The 20,857-nt window shown below is 71.8% G+C and carries 15 protein-coding genes and 4 pseudogenes; 7 read left to right on the top strand and 12 right to left on the bottom strand.

Annotated elements, in window-relative coordinates:
* The first annotated feature begins 260 nt into the window (after positions 1-260).
* Positions 261-518: a WhiB family transcriptional regulator gene (locus tag Sfulv_RS27380; RefSeq protein ID WP_173317119.1), complete on the top strand. Its 258-nt coding sequence runs from the start codon at positions 261-263 to the stop codon at positions 516-518.
* Positions 519-1,204: 686 nt separating this feature from the next.
* On the opposite strand, the gene Sfulv_RS27375 is transcribed toward Sfulv_RS27380, so the two are convergent.
* Entirely contained in the window at positions 1,205-1,816 is a 612-nt protein-coding gene (locus Sfulv_RS27375; RefSeq protein ID WP_173317118.1) for a hypothetical protein, read from the bottom strand.
* A 380-nt stretch (positions 1,817-2,196) separates the two neighbouring features.
* Here Sfulv_RS27375 and Sfulv_RS27370 point away from each other — a divergent pair, with 380 nt between their 5' ends.
* The 4 genes from Sfulv_RS27370 (at position 2,197) to Sfulv_RS27355 (ending at position 5,296) form a co-directional block, all read left to right on the top strand.
* Positions 2,197-2,469, top strand: coding sequence for a hypothetical protein (locus tag Sfulv_RS27370; RefSeq protein WP_173318262.1), 273 nt, complete (start codon positions 2,197-2,199; stop codon positions 2,467-2,469).
* Positions 2,470-2,726: 257 nt separating this feature from the next.
* Positions 2,727-3,386 carry a lysophospholipid acyltransferase family protein gene (locus Sfulv_RS27365; RefSeq protein ID WP_173317117.1) on the top strand — a complete coding sequence of 220 codons (660 nt, stop codon included), beginning with the start codon at positions 2,727-2,729 and terminating at the stop codon, positions 3,384-3,386.
* 116 nt (positions 3,387-3,502) lie between these two features.
* Complete coding sequence (locus tag Sfulv_RS27360) at positions 3,503-4,639, top strand: S1 family peptidase (RefSeq protein ID WP_173317116.1); 1,137 nt, start codon at positions 3,503-3,505, stop codon at positions 4,637-4,639.
* 234 nt (positions 4,640-4,873) lie between these two features.
* A complete protein-coding gene (locus Sfulv_RS27355; RefSeq protein ID WP_173317115.1) occupies positions 4,874-5,296 on the top strand; it encodes an ATP-binding protein in 423 nt (140 codons plus the stop codon).
* Between the two features lie 119 nt (positions 5,297-5,415).
* Here Sfulv_RS27355 and Sfulv_RS27350 read toward each other — a convergent pair whose 3' ends face one another.
* The 5 genes and pseudogenes from Sfulv_RS27350 to Sfulv_RS27325 form a co-directional block, all read right to left on the bottom strand.
* Positions 5,416-5,592, bottom strand: coding sequence for a hypothetical protein (locus Sfulv_RS27350; protein ID WP_173317114.1), 177 nt, complete (start codon positions 5,590-5,592; stop codon positions 5,416-5,418).
* On the bottom strand, positions 5,592-5,906 hold the full coding sequence (locus Sfulv_RS30815; protein WP_246353251.1) for a carotenoid oxygenase family protein: 315 nt from the start codon (positions 5,904-5,906) through the stop codon (positions 5,592-5,594). Before Sfulv_RS30815 ends, Sfulv_RS27350 begins: the two co-directional genes overlap by 1 nt.
* Positions 5,848-7,409, bottom strand: a pseudogene (locus Sfulv_RS27340) (MFS transporter). The gene Sfulv_RS30815 and the pseudogene Sfulv_RS27340 overlap by 59 nt, the downstream one beginning before the upstream one ends.
* Before the next feature lie 240 nt (positions 7,410-7,649).
* Positions 7,650-8,105, bottom strand: coding sequence for an SRPBCC family protein (locus tag Sfulv_RS27330; RefSeq protein WP_256669153.1), 456 nt, complete (start codon positions 8,103-8,105; stop codon positions 7,650-7,652).
* Between the two features lie 641 nt (positions 8,106-8,746).
* The gene (locus tag Sfulv_RS27325; RefSeq protein WP_173317111.1) at positions 8,747-9,238 is read right to left on the bottom strand and encodes a DUF5709 domain-containing protein; all 492 of its coding nucleotides are present in this window, start codon (positions 9,236-9,238) and stop codon (positions 8,747-8,749) included.
* A 368-nt stretch (positions 9,239-9,606) separates the two neighbouring features.
* Between Sfulv_RS27325 and Sfulv_RS27320 the strand changes: the two are divergent.
* Positions 9,607-12,029: pseudogene (locus Sfulv_RS27320) on the top strand (glycoside hydrolase family 2 protein).
* Entirely contained in the window at positions 12,026-13,054 is a 1,029-nt protein-coding gene (locus Sfulv_RS27315; RefSeq protein ID WP_173317110.1) for a LacI family DNA-binding transcriptional regulator, read from the top strand. The pseudogene Sfulv_RS27320 and the gene Sfulv_RS27315 overlap by 4 nt, the downstream one beginning before the upstream one ends.
* 72 nt (positions 13,055-13,126) lie before the next feature.
* On the opposite strand, the gene Sfulv_RS27310 is transcribed toward Sfulv_RS27315, so the two are convergent.
* The 6 genes and pseudogenes from Sfulv_RS27310 to Sfulv_RS27285 all read right to left on the bottom strand — a co-directional run bounded on the left by Sfulv_RS27310 (position 13,127) and on the right by Sfulv_RS27285 (position 20,340).
* The gene (locus tag Sfulv_RS27310) at positions 13,127-14,749 is read right to left on the bottom strand and encodes a cellulase family glycosylhydrolase (protein WP_173317109.1); all 1,623 of its coding nucleotides are present in this window, start codon (positions 14,747-14,749) and stop codon (positions 13,127-13,129) included.
* A 453-nt stretch (positions 14,750-15,202) separates the two neighbouring features.
* A complete protein-coding gene (locus Sfulv_RS27305; RefSeq protein WP_173317108.1) occupies positions 15,203-16,171 on the bottom strand; it encodes an ROK family protein in 969 nt (322 codons plus the stop codon).
* 228 nt (positions 16,172-16,399) lie between these two features.
* Positions 16,400-17,017 carry a TOPRIM nucleotidyl transferase/hydrolase domain-containing protein gene (locus Sfulv_RS27300; protein WP_173317107.1) on the bottom strand — a complete coding sequence of 206 codons (618 nt, stop codon included), beginning with the start codon at positions 17,015-17,017 and terminating at the stop codon, positions 16,400-16,402.
* An 83-nt stretch (positions 17,018-17,100) separates the two neighbouring features.
* Positions 17,101-17,751: a hypothetical protein gene (locus Sfulv_RS27295; protein WP_173317106.1), complete on the bottom strand. Its 651-nt coding sequence runs from the start codon at positions 17,749-17,751 to the stop codon at positions 17,101-17,103.
* A gap of 26 nt (positions 17,752-17,777) precedes the next feature.
* Positions 17,778-18,851 (bottom strand): annotated as a pseudogene (locus tag Sfulv_RS27290) (MFS transporter); the annotation flags it as partial.
* A gap of 140 nt (positions 18,852-18,991) precedes the next feature.
* Positions 18,992-20,340 (bottom strand): annotated as a pseudogene (locus Sfulv_RS27285) (FAD-dependent oxidoreductase).
* Between the last annotated feature and the right edge of the window lie 517 nt (positions 20,341-20,857).

Here is a 20,857-nt window from a genome sequence, read left to right as displayed (position 1 = left end):
CACTGGGACGCGCGGTTCCTGATGGGTAAGGCGGATTACTCCACGTGAGCAGAAGTGGCCTCCCAAGCGGCCTCCTCCTGGTCACCATAGTCAGTTCCGGCCATGCGGAGGCCGGGCCCGAGGGACTCGTTTTCGGCGATGGCCCGGGAACCGCATGGAAGCAGGTCGGCATTTCCGTGGAGGAGGCGACGTTTCAACTGCCGACGACCGGTGAGGCGCGTAGGTACGAGTTCTACGTTCATACCACCACAGGAGGATTCATGGACAACTGGCGTGCATCCGCAGCCTGTCGGAACGCCGACCCCGACCTCTTCTTCCCGGTGGGAACCGGCGCCCCCGCGCTCATCCAGGCCGAGGAGGCGAAGGAGGTCTGCTCGCGCTGCCCCGTACGCGAGGCGTGCCTCCGCTGGGCCATGGACGACTCCCACCAGGTGACGGGAGTATGGGGTGGCCTCAACGAGGACGAACGGCGCGCTCTCAAGCGCAGGACGCGCCGCCGGACGAGCGAGGTGAGCTGAGCCCGGCTTCACCCCCGGCTGCGACTTCGCCCCGGTTCTTGGGACCGTTCGGCAGCTCCGGACGGCCGGCGCGGCCCCACCCCGCACGGTTGGCCGTGTTCCCACCATTGCGCACAGCGGCCGCCGCGTGCAGGGTGCGAGGACGATCGGCGGGCACGCGCGGGTTGTCGAGGCCCGGGAGTGCACCGACGTCAGGTCGCCGGGACCAGTCCCGCCGACCCGTACCGAATCAGCGCTCTCCTGCTCGCCGCCCCCGAGTCGGCGCTCAGCGCCCCCCGGAACGGCTGGGCGCGCCACCGAGTGCGCCATCGAGGCGAGAGCTGAGGATGCTCCGTCCGCAAGGCCCGGAGCGAGCTCGCCCACCGGGTCGTCGGGGTGCTCCTGACCGGCTTGACGGCCCTGACGGCCGTGACACACCTCGGCTCGGCCTGTCACCGCGCCCACTGCACCCGCGGCTGCGGCGCCTCATGGCTGTTTCCACCGTCCCTCCCCCTCGCTCGCCCACTGCCGGGCACCTCACCCCGGGTACGGCACGCATACGACAACGGTGTCCGGCAGACTGCCGGCACACCCATGCCTGGTCGACGGGTGACGCCCGGGCGGCGGGACCGCCTGCCCCCGATCAGCCCAGGCGCGGCCCAGCCCCCCGTCCCGCGACCGTTACGCCTTCCCGTGCACAGAGGCGGTCAACAGGGGAGCGTGGTCTTGCCCGCGGCGCCGGTGGACCCCGTTTTCCCGTCCGCGAACAGGGTGGCGGCGGTGCCGTGTCCGCCGGGCTTGCCCGGGCACACCGGGCTGGCCGCGCCACCGGCGCCACCCGTGCCGCCCGTGTGGCCGCCCCCAGCTTGCGAGGCGCCGCCGTTGCCCCCCTTGCCACCGGCGATACCGGTACCGGCGTTGCCTGCGCCGCCTACCCCGCCCTTGCCGCCCTTTCCGCCGAGCGCGGCGTCACCGCCGAAGCCACCCCTGCCGCCGTTGCCGTTGGCGCCCCCGGCGCCGCCCGTGCCCCCGGCCCCACCGACGCTCGCCATGCCGACGGCGTCTCCGCCGACGCCTCCGTTGCCTCCGTTGCCGTCGGCACCCGCGGCGCCTCCGGTACCACCGAGTCCGCCGATACCACCGAGGATGCCGACGCCGTTCGCGCCGTTGGTGCCGGGAGCCCCGGCAGCGGTGAGAGCCCCGGCGCTGCCCGTACCGGGCTGGGCGGAGGCGAGGGCGGGAGTGACGGTGAGGCCGGCGACGGCAATCGCGGAGACCAGGAAGATCCGGGCAGGGGCCGTGGTGCGCATGAAGCGCATGAGGTACTTCCTTCGGTTTGTGCAGGCGGAGAGATTCTCCGCCTGACAGCTCTCAACGTAGGGAAGCAGGACTCACCGCGTGTTCTGACGCATGATCAAATGCCTTGAATTACACCGAATCATGAAACATTGGCTGTAACTACTCTGTGCAGCGCGTCATCGACGACGCGCATCGGTGGTCGGCGTCCTCGGGGTGGCGAAAGAGGGTGAGCACGTCCGTCCACAGCGTGCCGTTGATCGAACCCGGGCAGGGGCCGCCCACCCCGCGTACCGTGTCGCCTGCGGACCGGCCCGCAGGAGGGACCTGCGTGAGCCGTGGCGCATCGGGTACGCGAGGTGCGACACCGAACGCCGTACAGGACACCGACGGGAGCAACGACATGACCGACCGCAGGCCCTCGGGAATTGCCTACACCGGGGCGGAGGGCAGCCCGCCGCCCGTGCCCGCCGACATGCCCGACCAGCAGGTCCAGGAGGGCGAGGACGCCCTCGACGTGATCCTCCCCCCGGGTGCCGAACCCGATGAAGCGCGACCGGACGCCGAGTCCGACGCCGACAAGCCCGACCCCGACGAGGCAGGCTCGGGCCGCGACGACGCCCGCAACGCGAGCGTCCACCCGGAGGACCCCACCCCGGACGAGTCGACAGGGTGACTCGCGGCCGGTAACCCCGCGCGAGCCCTCGAATCCGGCAGGGGGCGGGTGCCGGCCGGATCGTGGGTGGGTGTGGTGCCCGGCCGAGTGTCAGGGTCTCCACGCTGTTCGTGGCGCCGAACCCGGTACGGGCACCGTCGTGAGCAGGTGAGCGACGGAGCAGGAGCCCTCACAGGGATGAGTACGAGAGCTCAGGCACCCGCAGGAGTGCGGAGCGAGGATGAACGGGACCCGCCGCCCGAGCCTCAAGGAGTTCCGTGCTCAGCCGTATCGCTGCCATCCTCGTCCCCTCCCTCGGCCGGATGACGACCTCGGCCGAACTCTCCTCCTTCGAGACTCCCGGAATCCTCGTCGCCAACCACACCTCTCCGGCCGACCCCGGTGTGGTGCTGGCGGCGCTCCGCCGCCTCGGCATCGAGCCTGCCGTCCTTGCCACCGCCGGTCTGTGGCGCGTCCCCGTCCTGCGTAACCTGCTCGACCGTGACGGGCATGTTCCGGTCCACCGCCGCACAGCCCGCGCCGCCGATGCCCTGGTGCTGGCGGCGGCTGCGCTTCGGGCGGGCCGCCATGTCCTCATCTACGGCGAGGGCGGCCTGCCGGAGCGCAGGGACGCGGGCGAAGCAGCCCCCGGACCCTTCCGCAGCGGGCCCGCCCGTCTCGCCGCCGCGTCCGGCGCCCCCCTCATTCCGATCGGTCAGGCCGGTGCACGCCGGATCGTCTCGGGCAGTGGCACCAAGCAGCTCGCAGGGCTGCTCACGGCGCCCATCCGGCGCCCTCGTCTGCACGTCCACATCGGTGCTCCGCTGATCCTGCCCACCGAGATCGACGCGGCGAGCGTGCTCGCCCACCGTGCCGTCACCGCGGCCTGGCGTACCGCCGCGCTGCGGCTGGGCGAGCCCGCGGCCCGCGCAGCATGACCAGACCGACGTCCGATTCTTGGTATGGACCTGACATTACATCGCCGCTAGCGTGACTTCCGACGCCTCGGTGAGAGCGCTCTCAGAGCGTTCGATCCCCCACCTCTGGAGGTCCCGTGAAGCACACCAACCCCTTGCGCGCCGCCGCTGCGGCCCTGTTACTGACCGTCGGACTCGGCGGTGCCCACGTCGGAGCCGCCCACGCCACCCCCGCCAAACCCACGGCCTCCGCCGGGCTGCTCGAAGCCATGGACCGGGACCTCGGGCTGACCCCGCAGCAGGCGCAGGAGCGGCTCCGCGCCGAGAAGGCGGCCTCGGCTGTCGAGCGGGCGGCCCGGCAGACCGCGGGCGGCGCGTACGGCGGATCGTGGTTCGAACCGGCCACGGGACGGCTCGTCGTCGCCCTCACCGACCGCGCCGAGGAGGCGGATGTACGCGCCCTGGGCGCCGACACCCGGATCGTCCGCCACAGCGCCACCGCACTGGACCGTACCAAGTCCCGGCTGGACTCGCTCTCCGCGCCCGCAGGCGTGGCCGGCTGGCACGTCGACCCCGAGGCCAACAGCGTCGTCGTCACGGTCGTGCGCGCCGAGCGGAAGACGCCCGCCGTCCGCGCCTTCATCGAGAAGGCCCGCGGGAACGGTCCTCTCACCGTCGTCGAGACGGCCGCGGCGCCCCGTACGTACGCGGCGGGCACGGTCGGCGGCGACCCCTACTACACCGGCAACGTCCGCTGCTCGATCGGCTTCTCCGTGCACGGCGGGTTCGTGACAGCCGGCCACTGCGGCAGGGCCGGGGCGGCGGTGCGGGGCTGGGACGGGTCGGCCATGGGCACATTCCAGGGATCCTCGTTCCCCGGCGACGACCACGCGTACGTGAGCATCCACAGCGGATGGTGGACCGTACCGGTCGTCCTCGGCTGGGGGGTCACCCCTGACCGGCTGGTACGCGGCTCCGCCGAGGCCCCCATCGGTGCCTCGATCTGCCGCTCGGGCTCCACGACGCGTTGGCACTGCGGCACCGTCCTGGCCAAGAACGAGACCGTCAACTACAGCCAGGGCGCCGTCCACCAGATGACGAAGACCAGCGTCTGCGCAGAGGGCGGCGACTCCGGCGGCGCGTTCATCAACGGCGACCAGGCCCAGGGCGTCACCTCGGGCGGCTGGGGCAACTGCTCCTCCGGCGGCGAGACGTGGTTCCAACCCGTCAACGAGATCCTCGGCAGGTACGGCCTGACCCTCCACACGGCCTGACCGGCTACCGGTGCACGGCGGCGGGCCATGGAACCCGCGGCCGCGCACCGGAACGAACGACCGGCCAGTCGCCGGGTGCCCCGCACGCCCGACCCTCGGCGCCCCGGCACAGCCGGCTGTACACCTGGGTGATCGCGGGCAGCGGGACCTGTCGTCGCATACGGGTGTCATGGGGGCGTCAGCGGTAAGAAGGGAGGGAACGAACACTCGAACATCGGGAGGAGGGGAACCACGATGCAGCCCCAGAGCGAGGCACAAGCCCGTACGTCGACACACCGCCGTTTCTCCGGCCGTTGTGCGGAGAACGGCCGCACGGTACGCACGTGCACCCAGGCCCGCGAATGCGTCAGGCGCATGCTCGCCGGCGCACGAGGGGTGGAGGAGTCACGGATCAACGACCTGCTGCTCGTCGTCTCGGAGCTGGCGACCAATGCCCAGCGGCACGCGGGCGGTATCACCGACTTCAGCCTGGACGTCGATCGCGGCAGCGCGACGGTCTCCGTCACCGATGCCAGCAGCGATGTGCCGTCGTACCGGTGCCGCAAGGAGCTGACCATCGGAGGCTTCGGCTGGGGCATCGTGCTGCGGCTGTGCCGCGAGGTGGCCGTCTCGGTCCACCCGGGCGGCAAGACGATCCGCGCGGTCGTCGCGCTGTAGCGGTGACCGGTCCGCGTACCAGGGCGATCTCGCGCCCGCCCGGAAACGCCCCGCTCCAGCCGTTCCCCCGCGAGGAGGGTGAAGGGCCGCAGCACCCACTCGAATCCGCTCAGTCCCGGCTACTCCCCCTCGGGCGCCGGGGTCTCCTCGGGCGCGACGGCCGACACCTCTTCGGCCAACGCGGCCCAGTCCGGCCGCTCCGCGTCCCCGTCCCCGCGGACCAGCCCGGCCTCCCACCACCGTCCGACCGCCGGCAGTGAGGCACCGGCCCCGTCCCATCCCGTCTCCGCCGCCATCACCCCTCCTCGCAACCGGCCGAACCCTCGGCGCCTGGGCCGATCCTGGTACGGAGGTGGCCTTCGCCGCATGGGGAAGTGACCCCCATGTTCTGGGCCCCGGCCCCGCGGCGAAACCACCGGACGGGAAGGTGACCGGCGGTCAGGTCGACGCGGCCGTGGCCGAAGGTGCGGCCGACCCCGGGCTTGGGGTTGTGGCCGTTGCGCAGCAGCCGTCCGGACAGTTCAAGGGGCAGGTGGCCCTCGACCGTGAGGTCATGGGCGGTGATCTCGTCGGCGTGCGGGGTGTAGTGGCCGGTGAGGTAGGGCTTCATGGAAAGTTCCTGGATGGTTCGGTTGGTGTGTCGGTGGGCCCGGTGCCGGCTCTCCCTGGAGCGGGAGGGCGCATGGGGTGGTCTCTGGGGCGGGCGTGGCGGCGGGGTGGGCTCGTTCCGCCGCAGCCGCCCGGCTGCGGTGGTGCAGCAGGTGGACGCCGGTTCCTGCCGCGGCGAGGAGCGCGATGAGGGCCGCCGCGACGAGGGCGCGCCGGTAGCCGTACGCCAGGTCGGCGGGTCCGGGGACCGCCCGGCCGGCGGCGGGGGCTGCGAGGGTGGTGAGGATCGCGAGGCCGATGGCGCCGCCGATCTGCCGGGAGGTGTTGATCAGTCCCCCCGCGATGCCCGCGTGCCGGGGCTCCACCCCGCCGACGCCCAGCGCGGTCAGGGGGACGAAGGCGAGGCCGAGGCCGGCGCCGATCAGCAGGGACGGGCCGAGCAGGTCGGTGAGGAAGGCTCCGTCGACCGGCAGGCGGGCGAGCCAGAACAGACCGGCGGCGAGTACGAGCAGGCCCGGCAGCAGCGTGCCCCGCAGCCGGCCCGCACCCCAGGAGGCGGCCATGAGGGCTGCGGCGAGCGGGAGTTGGGTGAGAGCGGCTCCGAGGGGCGAGTAGCCCAGGACCTTCTGCTGGTAGAGCGGGAGGAAGAAGAACGTGGCGACGCACACCGCTCCGAGCAGCAGCATCAGGAGATTGCCCGTCACGGCTGCGCGGTTGCGGAGCAGCACCGGGGGCAGCAGGGGGTCATTCGCGCGTCGCTCGATCGGCATCAGGACCAGCAGCAGCAGTAGTCCGGCGGCCGGGACTGCGAAGTCCGGCAGTGGGGTGGTGCCCCTGGCGCCCAGCCCGTAGACGAGGAGGGTGAGGCCGGCGGTGACGGTGAGCGCTCCTGGCACGTCGAGGCGTGCGGTGTGCTTGCGTTCGCCCCGAGTCAGCAGCAGGAGCGTGGCCGCGAGGGCGGGGAGGGCGGCGATCGCGCTGATGGCGAAGATGGCCCACCAGCCCAGGGCGCTGGTGAGCACTCCCCGAGCAGGACTCCGGCGGCTCCGCCCGCCGCGGAGGCCGCTCCCCAGATGCCCAGGGCCCTGCCGCGGGCGGCGCCCGGGGCCCAGTGGGCCAGCAGGATCGCCAGACCGGCCGGTGAGAGCAGGGCCGCGCCGATTCCCTGGACCGCGCGGGCCGCGATGAGCGGTCCGGAGCCGGAAGGGATGCTCGCGGCGAGGGAGCCTGCGGCGAAGACGAGGAGGCCGGTCAGGAAGGCGGCGCGGTGTCCGAGGAGGTCGGCGAGGCGGCCGCCGACGGGCAGCAAGGCCCCGAAGGCGATGAGGTAGGCGTTGACGATCCAGGCCAGGCCCGTGGGAGTGAGGTGCAGGTCCTGCCCGATGGCGGGCAGCGCGACGTTGACGATGGAGGTGTTGAGTACGACGAGGAACTGCGCACCGGCCAGCAGGGAGAGGACGGGCCCGGAGCGGTAGGGGCGGGGTGCGGGCGGCGGGAGCGACATGGTGCCTTTCGGGCTGCTGATCGGCTGGTGGTGCGGGCGGGGCCCCTCCCCGCAGGAGCCGTGACAGGACGGCGGGGAGGACTGCCGGTCACGGAGGCGGGGCAGGGGCGGTCACGAGGGCCCGTGGTCGCGGGCCGGTTTGCCTGCCCGACCGATACTCGGGCCGGGCGGCGCTCAAAGAACAGGTCACCGGGTGCCCGTTGCTGCTCAGAACTGCTCACACCGTTGCCGGGCCGCTCCTCAGGAGCGCTTCTTCTCGGCCTGCTGTTTGAGGTTGTGCAGCCAGTGGTCCAGCGAGGTGTCGAGGGCCTGCTGGAAATAGGCGGTCTCGGCGGTGACGGGGTCGCCTGCCCAGGACTCCTCGGTGTGCACGTGGACGCCGTCCTCGGTCTGGGTGAAGATCCACACGTGGACGGCGGTGATGCCCTGGGCCGGGCCGCCCCAGACGATGCGCCGCCTGGGCTCGACCTGCTCGGCCGTCGAGGTGATGTTCTCCAGGCCCGCGACGGACCACACCCACGAGGAGCCCGGGCGCAGCGCCCCCGGAGTCCGCTTGACCGAGGAGCTGACGTCCGGCTGCCAGGCGGGCCAGTTCTCCACGTCGGTCTGGATACGCCACACCCGCTCCAGCGGCGCGTCGATGACGATGTCGTCCCGGGTGATCACCGGGGCCTTCTCGTCGATCCCCACCGGCACGGGCCCTCCGCCCCAGGGGCCAGAGGCAGCGCGGCGAGAAGCGTGGTGGCGATGGCAAGCATGGTGTCACCTCCGGAGGTGAGGGAGTGACGCCGGGACACGCATTCACAGAGTGGTTAGTCACTCAATTAGGGAGTCGCGGTGTCCGTAGGTCGCCGTAGTGGATGAGTATCGGCGAGCTATCCCCCGCGCTCGGCATGTGAGTAGTCAACCACTCATCAGCCTCGCCCGTCAACCGCCTCTTCCCGGCGGAAGGAGGCGCCGGGAGGAGACGTGGGTCAGTTCCGGCCAAGGGAGTCCATGGGGGTGCCCGATCCGGCATCGCCGACGCCCACCTCGGCGAGCACGATCCAGGTCCGCCCCCGGCGGCGGCTCCATCCTCACCACGCCCGGAACCATGCACCGCACGGGCGCGTTCCCGCTCCACGAACGGAGCGGGAACGCACCCGCGGACGGCCACCGCCCCGGTCACAGCGGAGGAGCGGGCCCCCGCAGAGCCCGGACCCTGGACGGGCGACCGAGATGACGATGGCGCCTGACGTCGGACGGCGTGGGCGTCACGGTGCGGGAGCTCATCGACGCATCCGACGCCATGGCAGAGCCCGTCCTGCCGATGGGCGCCGGAGAACTCAGCCGCGGTCTCAGACCGCGGGCTCCTCACCCTCGTCCCGCAGGACGTCGTCGTGCACCACGTGGACCGCCGCTTCCTCCGCGCCGGCGGCACCCGCGTCGATGCCGTGGTCCTCCGCCACCAGTTCCCGGGTGGTGGCGGAGCGGGCCCCCTCGTCCGGAGCCGTCAGCCGGCCGGCGCGCCCCGCGCCCACTTCGGCGTCCCTCGGCTCACCCTCCCCTCCGGCCAGATCGCCGATGCCGTCACCGATGGGAGGCGTCACGTCAGGGACCTCCTGGGCAATCCGCTCGTCCAAGGTCTCCCCGTCGCGCTGCTCGGCTGCCGTCGTGCCGTGCTTCGTGACGCCGAGAGGCTTCTCCGGCGGGGAGTAGCCCTCGTCGAGCATGTCGTCATAGGTGCGCTCGCCCAACGCGTCCTGAAGGTCCAGAGGCGCCGCGTCCTCCTGCTCCTCGTTGGTGCCGGTGGGCTGGTAGACGTCGTCAGCCATCTGCTCATCGCTCATCGCGTTCCCTCGCCTTTCCTCGTGCCGACCGGCGACGACGTCCTGCCGCCGCCTCCCCCTCCTGCCGGGTATCCCCTTATGGGACTTCCAAAAGCCGCGCGCGCCGAACGCCTGAGCAGGGAGCGGAGAGCGGGGCATCGCACCCTGTCAGCCTTGAGTGAACCGGTAAAGTTCCCGTCTCCAGGATGATGCCTGATCATTACAGATATCGCTGATTCGGCTCTCTGAGGCTGTCCTATCCGCACGTTGGGTGACTATTCGGCTCCGGAACTCAGCTTTACCGGTTTATGGACAGCGAGTTGGCGCCGGGCTAGGTTGTGCGGCGTCGTACATGCATCTGGCCGGAGTCAGGCGATTGGAGCCGCACCATGAAGGACGTCACCCCGCTGACCGAGGACTGGAACCTGCGCCACGAGGGGGCGCTGCTTCCCGCGCAGGTCCCCGGCTGCGTGCACACCGACCTCATGGCGGCCCGGCTCATCCCCGACCCGCTCGTGGGACGCAACGAGACGGAGGTCGCCTGGGTCGGCGCGCGGTCCTGGTCCTACGTCACACACCTCACCCACACCAGCGCCCACGAGCGCAGCGACCTGGTCTTCGAGGGTCTGGACACCGCCGCGGAGATCACCCTGGACGGCGAGGTCCTCGGCACGACCCGCAACATGCACCGCGGCTACCGCTTCGACGTCACCGGGCGCACGGGAACGCTGGAGGTCGACTTCACCTCCGCGTACGAAGAGGCCGCGCGGGTCCGGGAGCTGACCGGTGAGCGGCCCAACGTCTACCCCGAGCCCTTTCAGTACATCCGCAAGATGGCGGCCAACTTCGGCTGGGACTGGGGACCCACCGTGGTGACCGCGGGCATCTGGCGCCCCGTACGGCTGGAGCACTGGTCCACCGCGAGGATCGCGCAGGTACGCCCCCTGGTCACCGTCGCGCAGGACGGTACGGGCCACGTGGAAGTGCGCCTGCGGATCGAGCGCACGGAGCGCGGCGGCGGAGCCCGGCTCGTCGCACGCGCCCGCGTGGCCGGTGCGGTGAGTGAGGCCGTGCTCGACGGCGAGGAGGCGGTGCTCCGTCTGGAGGTGCCCGACGCGCGGCTGTGGTGGCCCCGCGGATACGGCGAGCAACCCCTCTACACCCTCGACCTCACCCTGCTGGACGAGACGGCAGGCGACCTCGACACCTGGCACCGGCGCATCGGGTTCCGCACGGTGGAACTGGACCGCTCCGCCGACGAGCATGGCACCGGCTGCACCTTCGTCGTGAACGGCGTACGGATCTTCACCCGCGGGGTCAACTGGATTCCGGACGACGTCCTGCCCAGCCGGGTCACCCCCGAGCGGTACCGCGCCCGCCTGACCCTGGCGGCCGAGGCCAACGTCGACCTCGTCAGGATCTGGGGCGGCGGGATCTACGAGGACGACGCCTTCTACGACGTGTGCGACGAGCTCGGCCTGATGGTCTGGCAGGACTTCCTCTTCGCCTGCGCCGCCTACCCCGAGGAGCAGCCGTTGCGCGGCGAGGTCGAGGCGGAGGCCCGGGACAACGTCGTCCGGCTGATGCCGCATGCCAGCCTCGTGCTGTGGAACGGCAACAACGAGAACCTGTGGGGCTTCCGGGACTGGGAGTGGGAGCCGTCCCTCGCCGGTGACTCGTGGGGCGAGGGGTACTACCTCGGGCTCCTGCCGCGTATCGTCGCCGAACTCGACCCCACCCGCCCCTACACGGCGGGGAGCCCGTGGTCCGGTTCGTGGGACCACCACCCCAACGACCCGCGCCACGGCACGCACCACTCCTGGGAGGTGTGGAACCGGCAGGACTACGCCGAGTACCGGGCGAGCGTGCCCAGGTTCGTCGCCGAGTTCGGCTGGCAGGCCCCGCCCGCCATGGCGACCCTGCGCAGGGCGCTGCCTGGCGAGGACCTCGCTCCCGACTCCCCGGCATGCTGCACCACCAGAAGGCCGAGGACGGCAACGGAAAGCTCAACCGGGGTGTCGCGCGCCATTTCGCGCTGCCCGAGGGTGACTTCGACCGGTGGCACTACCTGACGCAGGTGGTGCAGGCACGGGCGGTCGCGGCGGGCATCGAGCACTGGCGGGCGCAGTGGCCGGTCTGCGCAGGCACGGTGGTCTGGCAGCTCAACGACTGCTGGCCGGTCAGTTCGTGGGCCGCGATCGACGGTGACGGGCGGCTGAAGCCCCTCTACCACGAGCTGCGCCGGGTGTACGCGGACCGGTTGCTGACCCTGCAGCCGCAGGCGGACGGAGGGCCCGAGGCGGGTGGGCTCGTCCTCGCCGTCGTCAACCAGTCCGCCACCCCCTGGCGGACGGCCGTCACCCTCCGGCGGTACGAGGCGGACGGCGCCGTGGTACGCGAGTCCGTCATCGACATCCTGGCCGAGCCCCGTTCGGTGACGCGCCTGCCGGTCCCGGCGGATCTCCTGCCGGCCGAGCGGTCCGCCAAGGAGTTCCTGGTCGCCGACGCCGACGGGCTCCGGGCCGTCCACTTCGCGGTGCCGGACAAGGAGTTCGCCTATCCGCGTGCGCGGTTCGACGTGCGGCTCGAACCGGTGGCGGGCCGAGACGACAGGGTCGACGTCGTGGTGACCGCCCACACCCTGGTGAGAGACCTCCTTCTCCAGGCCGACCGCCTCGGCCCGGAAGCGGTCGCGGACTGCGGGCTGCGGACGCTGCTGCCCGGCGAGGAGACCCGTATCGCGGTCACCGGCCACGGGCCGGTGGACGCCGACGCGGTACGGGCCGCGCTGTTCAGTGCGGATGCGGCGTGAAGCCCCCTTCCGGACGCGTCACGATCAACGACGTGGCCTCGCGGGCGGGAGTGTCCAAGGGCGCCGTCTCGATGGCATTCAACAACAGGCCGGGGGTCTCGCAGCCCACCAGGGAGCGCATCTTCGAGGCCGCGCGCGAGCTGGGCTGGGCGCCCCACCAGACGGCTCGCAGTCTCTCCAACCAGCGCATCGACATCGTCGGGCTGGCGATCTGCCGCCCTGCCCGCCTGCTGGGTCTCGAACCCTTCTACATGGAGTTCATCTCCGGCATCGAGAGCGTCCTCGCCGACCGGTCCTGCTCGCTCCTCCTGCGTCTCGTGCGTGACCTGGACGAGGAGATCGCCCTGTACGAGAAGTGGTGGCGCAGCAAGACGATCGGCGGGGCCATTCTCGTGGACTTCCACAGGAACGATCCGCGTGTTCCGGCGCTCCAGGCCATCGGACTGCCCGCGGTCGCGGTGGGGCACCCCTCGCTGACGGGCTCGTTCCCCTCGGTCTGGACGGACGACGCGACGGCGGTGGCCGAGGCCGTCCGATATCTGGCCGCGCTCGGTCACCGCCGGATCGCCCGGGTCGGCGGTCCCGTGGGACTCGGCCACAGTGTCATCCGGGCGGCGGCCTTCGAGTCGACGGCACGTGACCTCGGCCTGGAGCAGCATCGCCAGGTGGCGACGGGTTTCGCCGGTGAGGAGGGTGCCCGGGCGACCCGTGGCCTGCTGCTGTCACCGGACCGGCCGACCGCGGTTCTGTACGACAACGACATCATGGCCGTCGCGGGTGCGGGGGTGGCGGCCGAGATGGGGCTCGTCGTGCCCGACGACCTCTCGCTCCTGGCCTGGGACGACTCGCAGCTGTGCAGGCTGACACATCCCACGCTGTCGGCGATGAGCCACGACGTGCACCACTTCGGCGCGGAGGTCGCACGCACGCTCTTCGGCGTGATCGGCGGCTCCCACAGCGGCTCGCTCCAGGCGCCCACGCCTTCCCTCACGCCTCGCGGCTCCACGGGTCCGCCGCGCGGGTGACGGCTCCTGAGCCGCGCGGGCCAGGGGCCGTGTCTCGTTGGACGAGGCACGGCCCCGAGCGGCCCGCGGTCATCAACTCCGCTGGCAGAGAGAGCTGTTGAGGAGGAACTCGGCGGGTATGCCGTTCGCTCCGGTGGAAGTGCCGCTCATCCCGAAGCTCACCGTTCCACCGGCCGGGATGGTCTCGTTCCAGGGCTCGTTCGTCGCGCGCAGCCGCTTGCCGTCCTGGACGACCTTCGCGTTCCAGGAGGACGTGAGCGTCTGGCTTCCCGGGAAGGCGAAGTCGAGCCGCCAGCCCTTGACCGCCTGGGTTCCGGTGTTGCGGATGGTGACGTCGGCGTTGAACCCGTGACCCCAGTCACTGAGACGGTAGGTGACCGCGCAGCTCCCGGCGACGGGTCCTGCCGGAGTCGTGACGCTCAGCGTCGCGGAGCGCGGGGAGCGGTTGCCGGCCGCGTCACGCGCGTACACCGCGAAGGTGTAACGGGTGGACGGGGTCAGGCCGGTGAGTGCGGCACCGGGGGTGGTCGTCGTCGCGACGCGGGTCTCCTGGGTGCCGTCGACACGCACGACGTCGTAGGCGGTGACCGCCGTGTTGTCCGTGGCCGGCGCCCAGTTGAGGCGGAGGCTGCTGGAGGTCACCTCCGACGCGGACGGGGAGCCGGGCCCGGTGGGCGCCTGGGTGTCGCCTGTGGAGGTCCCGAACACGCTGGCCTCTTCGGCGGTCTGCTTGATGCCGTTGGGGCCGTTGAAGATGCGCTGCCCCCACGGGCTGAGCCGGCTCGCGTCGAAGCCGGTGGCCATGTCGAGGTACTCGACGCCGCCGCCGTTGCCGCTCCAGGACCAGCCGAGGTAGCCGAGACCGAGCCGTTCGGCGGTGGCCAGGATGGCGTCCTCGTCCGGGTTGCCGTCCGAGTGGGCGTCGCCGAACTCACCGACGACAACAGGAAGCCCGCGGGAGACGAACCGGTTGAGGTAGTCGCTGACTTCGGGCGCGGTGTCGAAGACGCCGTACATGTGGATCGAGAAGACGGTGTTGCGCATGGGGTCCGCGGCGAAGACGCCCGGCGCGTTGTCGCGCATGGTGAACGACCAGTCCTGGCCCCAGTTGGGCGCGTCCGCCATGAGCGTGTGGTCGAAGCCCGCGGTACGCATGCGTCCGATCGCCTTCGAGGTGTCAGCGGTCCAGGCGGCGTATCCCGAGTTCCCGTGCGGCTCGTTCCCGAGGTTGAGGATGACGTACTTCTCCTGCCCCTTCACCGCGTCCTGGACCTCCGTCCAGTAGTCGACGGCGCGGTCCAGGGAGACCGCTCCGGCCTGCTCCCCGTAGCCCGTGGTGTCGTGGGGTTCGAGGACACAGATCAGCCGGTTGGCCTTGCACTGGGCGACCACGGCCTTGACGTCGTCCGTGCCGTTCTTCGTCCATCTGTCGCCCGTACTGAGCACGACCCGGACGGAGTTGGCGCCCAGCGCCTTGACGTCGGCCAACGCCTGCGCCGTCCGCCCGGGGTACCAGGTGTGGGCGTGGTTGACGCCCCTCAGGACGAAGTCGTTGCCGTTCGCGTCCAGCAGGCGGCCGGCACTGACATGGAACCCGGTCGCCGCCTCAGCGGCCTGGGCGGCGGGTGGAGCGGCGAACATGGAGGCGGCGACGGCCAGCAGCGCTCCCGCCGCGGTGGCCAGTTTCGTTCTCATCCTTTGCTCCCAACTCGGTGCGCGCACAGCCGGACCTGAGGTCGCGGGTGCGCGGGGTTGCCTCTGTGGAGGGTGCCGTGCTCCCCGGCGGCCGGTGGGGGGTGCGCTTGCCGAGCGTGGCCGAGCCGGGGTGATGCCCGCTGTCCGGCCCGTGGAACGCGGCTCGGGCCGGACAGCGGAAGGAACGCCCGCCTCACCGACAGCGACACCCGTTCGCCCGCAACCAAGCCCAGGCAAACGGAAGTTGAACCACCGGATCGGCGACCGAGAGAGAGGCTATGGGCTCGCTCCGGCCTACACAACACGTACAACCGAACCGGTTAAGTTCAGTTGGTGTTTTAGCTTCTCGAAGGTGCCGCAGAGCCCCCCATGGAGCCGGGATGGCTCCCGGGGAGGTGTTCGCGGCGAAGGAACACGTCGGGTGGCGGCCCACCGCTCATGGGCCGGTCCGGGTCACGCGCGCAGTGCGGGTACCCGGACCACGGCGCCGCCCCGGGACCGGCCGGCCGCCGCGGCGGCCGCGCCGATCAGTCCCGCGTCCAGGGCGAGCCCCGCGGGCACGATCGGCACGTTGCGGGTGAAGTCCAGGACGGCGTACTCGTCCATACGGCGGCGCAGCGGCCCGAAGAGGGTGTCACCGGCCTGGGACACCCCTCCACCGATCACCACGAGGTCGAGCTCCACGAGCGCGATGGTCGCGGCGATGGCGGCGGCCAGCGCCCGCCCCGCCCGGTCGTAGGCCGCCAGGGCACGCGAGTCCCCCGCACGTGCCGACACGTCGACCGCCGCCGCGGTCGGGGCGAGCCCCGGTGGGGGGACCCAGCCCGCGGCGAGCGCGTGCGCGGCGATCGCGGTGCCACTGGCGAAGCCCTCCACACAGCCCCGCGCGCCGCACGGGCACAGTGGTCCTTCGAGATCCACGGTGATGTGCCCGATGTGGCCGGCGTTGCCGGAGCTCCCGGCGTGCAGCGCCCCGTTGAGGATGAGCCCCCCGCCGACGCCGGTGGAGACCACCATGCAGAGCGCGTTGTCGACGCCACGGGCGGCGCCGGCCCAGTGCTCGGCGGCGGCCATCGCCACGGCGTCACCCACCAGGAGCGGCTTCGTACCCACGGGCAGACAGGGATGCTCACGCACCCTCTCGACCAGCGGATAGCCGCGCCAGCCAGGGATGTTGACCGGGCTCACGGTTCCGGCGACCGTGTCGACCGGGCCCGCGCTGGCAATGCCCATACAGGAGAGGGCCGGCCATCGGGGGCTCCGGGCCAGCTCGTCGAGCACGGCGGACACCGCGCCCATGAGCACCTCCCCCGACTCACGCGCCGGGGTGGCCCGCTGCGCCCGGGCCACCAGTCGGCCGTCCGCGTCGACCAGGGCCCCAGAGATCTTCGTACCGCCGATGTCGAGTGCTCCATACACCATCGCGTTGAGCCCTTCCGTCCGCACGAGTCGTGGTCGAGCACACTCTGCACACGGCTGACAACGTTGTCTAGTAAACTGGTTCAGTACAGTCACGGTTTAGTCAAACGGAGTTCGTCTCTCCTGAAACGCCTGACAGATCTACTGAAGCGCTTCACCATCCGGCGTGTGAAGACCTGACGTTCTCCATGCTCCCGGTGCGATCCGCCCCTGGGCGCCGCCGCCCGCGTCTCACAGGTCAGCGAGGAGGCCGACGAGCGGGGCCGGTACCCGGCCGGGCGCGAGTGCCTCGACGAGCACGCGGCCGTAGTGGATCTTGCGCCCCTTCTTCGTGCCGAGGAAGCGCCGTAGCTGCTGCTGTGCCGTGCGGTCCCGCTGTGCGGGCTGTCGCAGAAACGACTGCAGGGCGCGCAGGTCGCCCTGCGCCCCCACGAGTTCCTCCACGCGTGTCACACCCAGCGCCCGGATGAGCTCGTCCTCCAGATCGGCCGTGCAGACGAAGTACCCGTGGGCCGGCGCACCGGCCCGCTCCAGACCCCGGGTGTAGAAGCGGCGTTCCGCCTCGTCGCACAGTCCCGTGAGACGGAGGCCGAGACCGGGCGGCCCGAGCAGCTGGGCGAAGCGCCCGACACTCATCGCCCCGCCCATCGGCATGACACAGACGCCCTCGGCGTCCAGGTCACGGCCACGGCTCCCGGCCAGCGCGGCGACCGCCGCCGCGTCACTCGGCCCTTCGAGCAGCACGGCGGTCCGGACGGACAGCAGCCCGGCCAGCTCGCGTGCGGGGTCACCGGGACCACCGGCGGCCCACGCGGTGACCGCTTCGCGGAAAGCGTCCATGTCAGCCATGGGACGAGTCTCCGTCCTGACCGGCCGGCGCGGTAGGGAATTCTGTCAGCCACCGTCCGCGACAGGGTGTCCGCGTACGGGCATCACCGGGAAGGCGTCGGCGGCGGTGCCGACGCGTCATGCGTCCGCAGCCCGGCCTCGGTCAGCTTCGCCGCGTTCTCCACGATCTGCCCCAGCGTCTCCTGGACCTCGTCCTTCCTGCTGCCGTACGGCCCGTAGGCGGACACGGTCAGCAGCAGGTTGCCGTCCCGCATCAGCAAGGTGCGGCCCGGCAGGCCGCCTTCCTCGACCGGGAACCAGTAGGCCGAGTCGTCGAGTTCGGACTGCTTGTGGCCGCGCACCCGGTCCAGGTCCTTCCTGATCCGGAACGCGCGAAGAGCCGGTTCGAGGTCCTCGTACACCCGAGCCGTCGTGTCGAGCTTCCACGGTTCCCGGTCGGGGTCGAACACGGCGGTGCGGCAGCCTGTCACCTGGTAAAGCGGACGGGCCCCGTTCTCGCCGATGTCCTCCTGGGCGTCCGGATCGGCCGAATTGGTGGTGCTCCCCACCTCGTAGCCCTCGACGAGCGGCTCCCGTTCGAGGAGTTCGCAGGGCTCACTGGTCCAGCGATGCTCGCTGTGACCCCGGATCTCCTTCCTGTTCCCGCTCTCGCCGTCCGCGGCACCGGAGCATCCGACCGCCCCCGCCACCAGCAGCGCGACCGCCACCGGTCCCCACCCCCGCGCTCTGCCCATCGCACACCCCTTCGGTCATGGTGGGCTCATTGTCGCGCGGGCGGAGCCAGGGCCGCCAGGGTCGCGGCTGCCAGCGAGCTCACGGCCAGGGCGAGGAACAGGGCGTCGTATCCGCCGAGAGGGCCGGACAGGACGGCGCCCGCCCAGGGCGCGAGGGCGGCGGCGAGGGCGGCCGGGGCGGTGAGGAGGGCCGAGAGGCGCGCGTAGTGCGTCGTGCCCCAGCGGTCGGTGACCGCGGTGGCCTGGAGGAGGGTGAGATTGCCCCGTACGACTCCGGCGAGGACGGAGAGCGCCACGAGCAGCGGGACGGGTCCGGGGACGAGGGCGAGCCCGGCTGTCGTGGCGCCGCCGAGGGAGATGAGGGTCGCGGTGCGGACCGTCACGGAGGTGCGGGCGGCGAACGAGGCGTACAGAGTGCGGCCGAGGGTCTGGCCCGCACCGCCGAGGCCGAGGGCCCAGGCTGCCGCGGTGGTGCTCGCGCCGCGTTCCTGGAGGAGGGGGACAAGGCTGATGACGACCGCGTACATGGCGAAGCCGGACAGGGTGAAGGCGGCGGCGAGCAGCAGGAACGGACGGCTGCGGGCCACCGGTGTACCGCCTGCCGGCCCCGGTGCCGGCTCGGCGGGTGGCCATGGTGCGCGCAGGGCGAGCGCGTGAGCCGGAATCGTGACGGCGGCGAGGATCACGGCGAGAACGAGATAGGTGGCACGCCAGCTGAGGTGCGCGGCGAGCGCGGCGGTGAGGGGGGCGAAGACGGTACTCGCCAGGCCGCCCGCGAGGGTGAGGACGGTCAGGGCACGGACGCGGTCGGGCCCCCACCACCGGGTGAGAGCGGCGAACGCGGGCGGGTAGAAGGTGGTGGCCATGGCGACCCCGGCGAGCAGCCAGCCGACCGTGAACCAGACCAGGCCAGGTGCGGTGGCGATGAGCAGGAGGGCCAGGGTTCCGAGCACCGATCCTGTGGTCATCACGGCGCGTGGGCCTCTGCGGTCCAGGATGCGTCCGACGGGTATGCCGAACACCGCCGAGACGAGCAGGGCGGCGGAGAACGCCGCGGTGGTGAGGGCCGGGGACCAGCCGGTATCGGCGGTGATACGGGAGTTGAGGACGGGGAACGCGTAGTAGACGGCGCCCCAGCTGGTGATCTGGGTGACGCACAGGGCGGGCAGGGCGGCGTGCGGCCGCGACCGGACCCCCGTCCTGGTCGCGGCCGCACGGGTCTGGTCGGCTCGCACCTGCGTCAGCAGCCGCCGGTGGGGCCGGGCCGCCGGTACCGAGCTGAACCGTGGCGGGGGCGGTGCAGCAGCCGCCGGAGTCCGGGGCTGTCTCGGGCTCGTCGAAGAGGCCGGCGCCGCCGCAGACCCCTGTCTCGGGCAGGACGAGTTCGACGCGTTCGGCGGCTTCCCGGTCTCCGGCGAGTGCCGCGGCGATGGAGCGGACCTGCTCGTATCCGGTCATGGCCAGGAAGGTCGGCGCCCGGCCGTAGGACTTCATGCCGACGAGGTAGACGCCCTTCTCCGGGTGGGACAGCTCGTTGACGCCGTGCGGGTAGACCGTGCCGCACGAGTGCTGGTTCGGGTCGATGAGCGGCGCGAGGCCGGTGGGCGCCTGAAGGCGTTCGTCGAGGCCGAGGCGGAGTTCGGCGAGGAACGAGAGGTCGGGGCGGAGTCCGGTGAGGACGATGATCTCGTCGACCGGGTCCAGGCGGCGTGCGTCCTCGGCGACCAGGACCAGCTGCCCGCCCGCCTCCTCCACGGCCGCGGTACGGAAGCCGGTGACCGCGTCGGCGTGGCCGTCGTCGACGGCCGCCTTGGCCGCGAGGCCGAGGGCGCCGCGGGCGGGCAGCTGGTCGGCGGTGCCGCCGCCGAAGGTGGAGCCGGTGACACCACGGCGCAGCACCCACACCGCGTGGGTGCCGCCTTCCTTCCTGGCGAGGCCGGCCAGGGCGGCGAGCGTGGTGAAGGCCGAGGCGCCGGAGCCGATGACCGCGGTGCGCCTGCCCGCGTACCGGGCCCGCACGGCCGGGTTCCTGAGGTCCGGAATCCGGTACGACACACGGCCCGCCGCCGCCTTCTCGCCGAGTGCCGGGAGCCCGTCGCCGCCGATGGGGCCGGGGGTGGACCAGGTGCCGGACGCGTCGATGACGGCACGGGCGGTGATCCGCTCCCCGGAACCGTCCGCCGACTCGATGTGCACGCTGAAGGGCTGCCGCTCACGGCCCGCGTCCACGACCCTGTCGCGGCCGAGGCGGGAGACGCCGCTCACGGTGGCGCCGTAGCGGACCTTGTCGCCCAGGACGTCGGCGAGCGGCTGGAGGTAGCGCTCGGCCCAGTCCGCGCCCGAGGGGTAGGCCGCCCCGTCGGGCGCGGACCAGCCGGTGGGTGCCAGCAGCTTCTCGGCGGCCGGGTCGATGACCTCGGACCAGGTGGAGAACAGCCGTACGTGCCCCCACTCCCGTACCGCGCTGCCGGCGGCGGCCCCTGCTTCGAGGACCAGCGGCTCGATTCCGCGTTCGGTGAGGTGCGCGGCCGCGGCCAGACCGGCCGGGCCGGCACCGATGACAACGACAGGAAGCTGGTTCTCGCTCATGACAGGGGTCTCCTCGGCGCGGGGCGATGTCTGCCGGAGCGGAACGGGCCGGATCGCGACGATCCTACTGGGCTGCTTCGACAGTCATCAATGTCTTGCGGTATCTGGAGCCTGCCACTGACATCGACGGCTGTCAACATAGACGAACGTCGAACTTGCGAGGTCACGTCCCGACCGGGAGCACTCACGCCCGGGAGCCAGGGCAACGCGCCGACGCCCCCTGAGGCTCCTGGGCACTCCTGGGATTATTGACATCCCATGGACATCCGATCACCAAAGAAACGGTTCTGATAATGGTCCGATCCACATCCTGAGCACTCCGTGATCTTTCCGCCCGGAGGGGGGTTCAAGGAAAGGGAAAACCTCCGAACCGGCGCGGTTGATTCGTTGTCCGCTCAAACGGGCAATAATCCAATGGCCCAGAGGGAGTTGCGCGAGGGTGAACCGGCCTCCCGCACGGCGGGCATGTTTTCCGCACCGCACCGAATCTTCACCGCCCGCCTTCGAAGGGATGGCC

Origin of the sequence: Streptomyces fulvorobeus, from assembly GCF_013167895.1 — a bacterium.
In the GTDB taxonomy this organism is placed as follows: Bacteria; Actinomycetota; Actinomycetes; order Streptomycetales; family Streptomycetaceae; genus Streptomyces; species Streptomyces fulvorobeus.
Note: the sequence above shows the minus strand (reverse complement) of the source record. Positions and strands in the feature narration are given on the sequence as shown.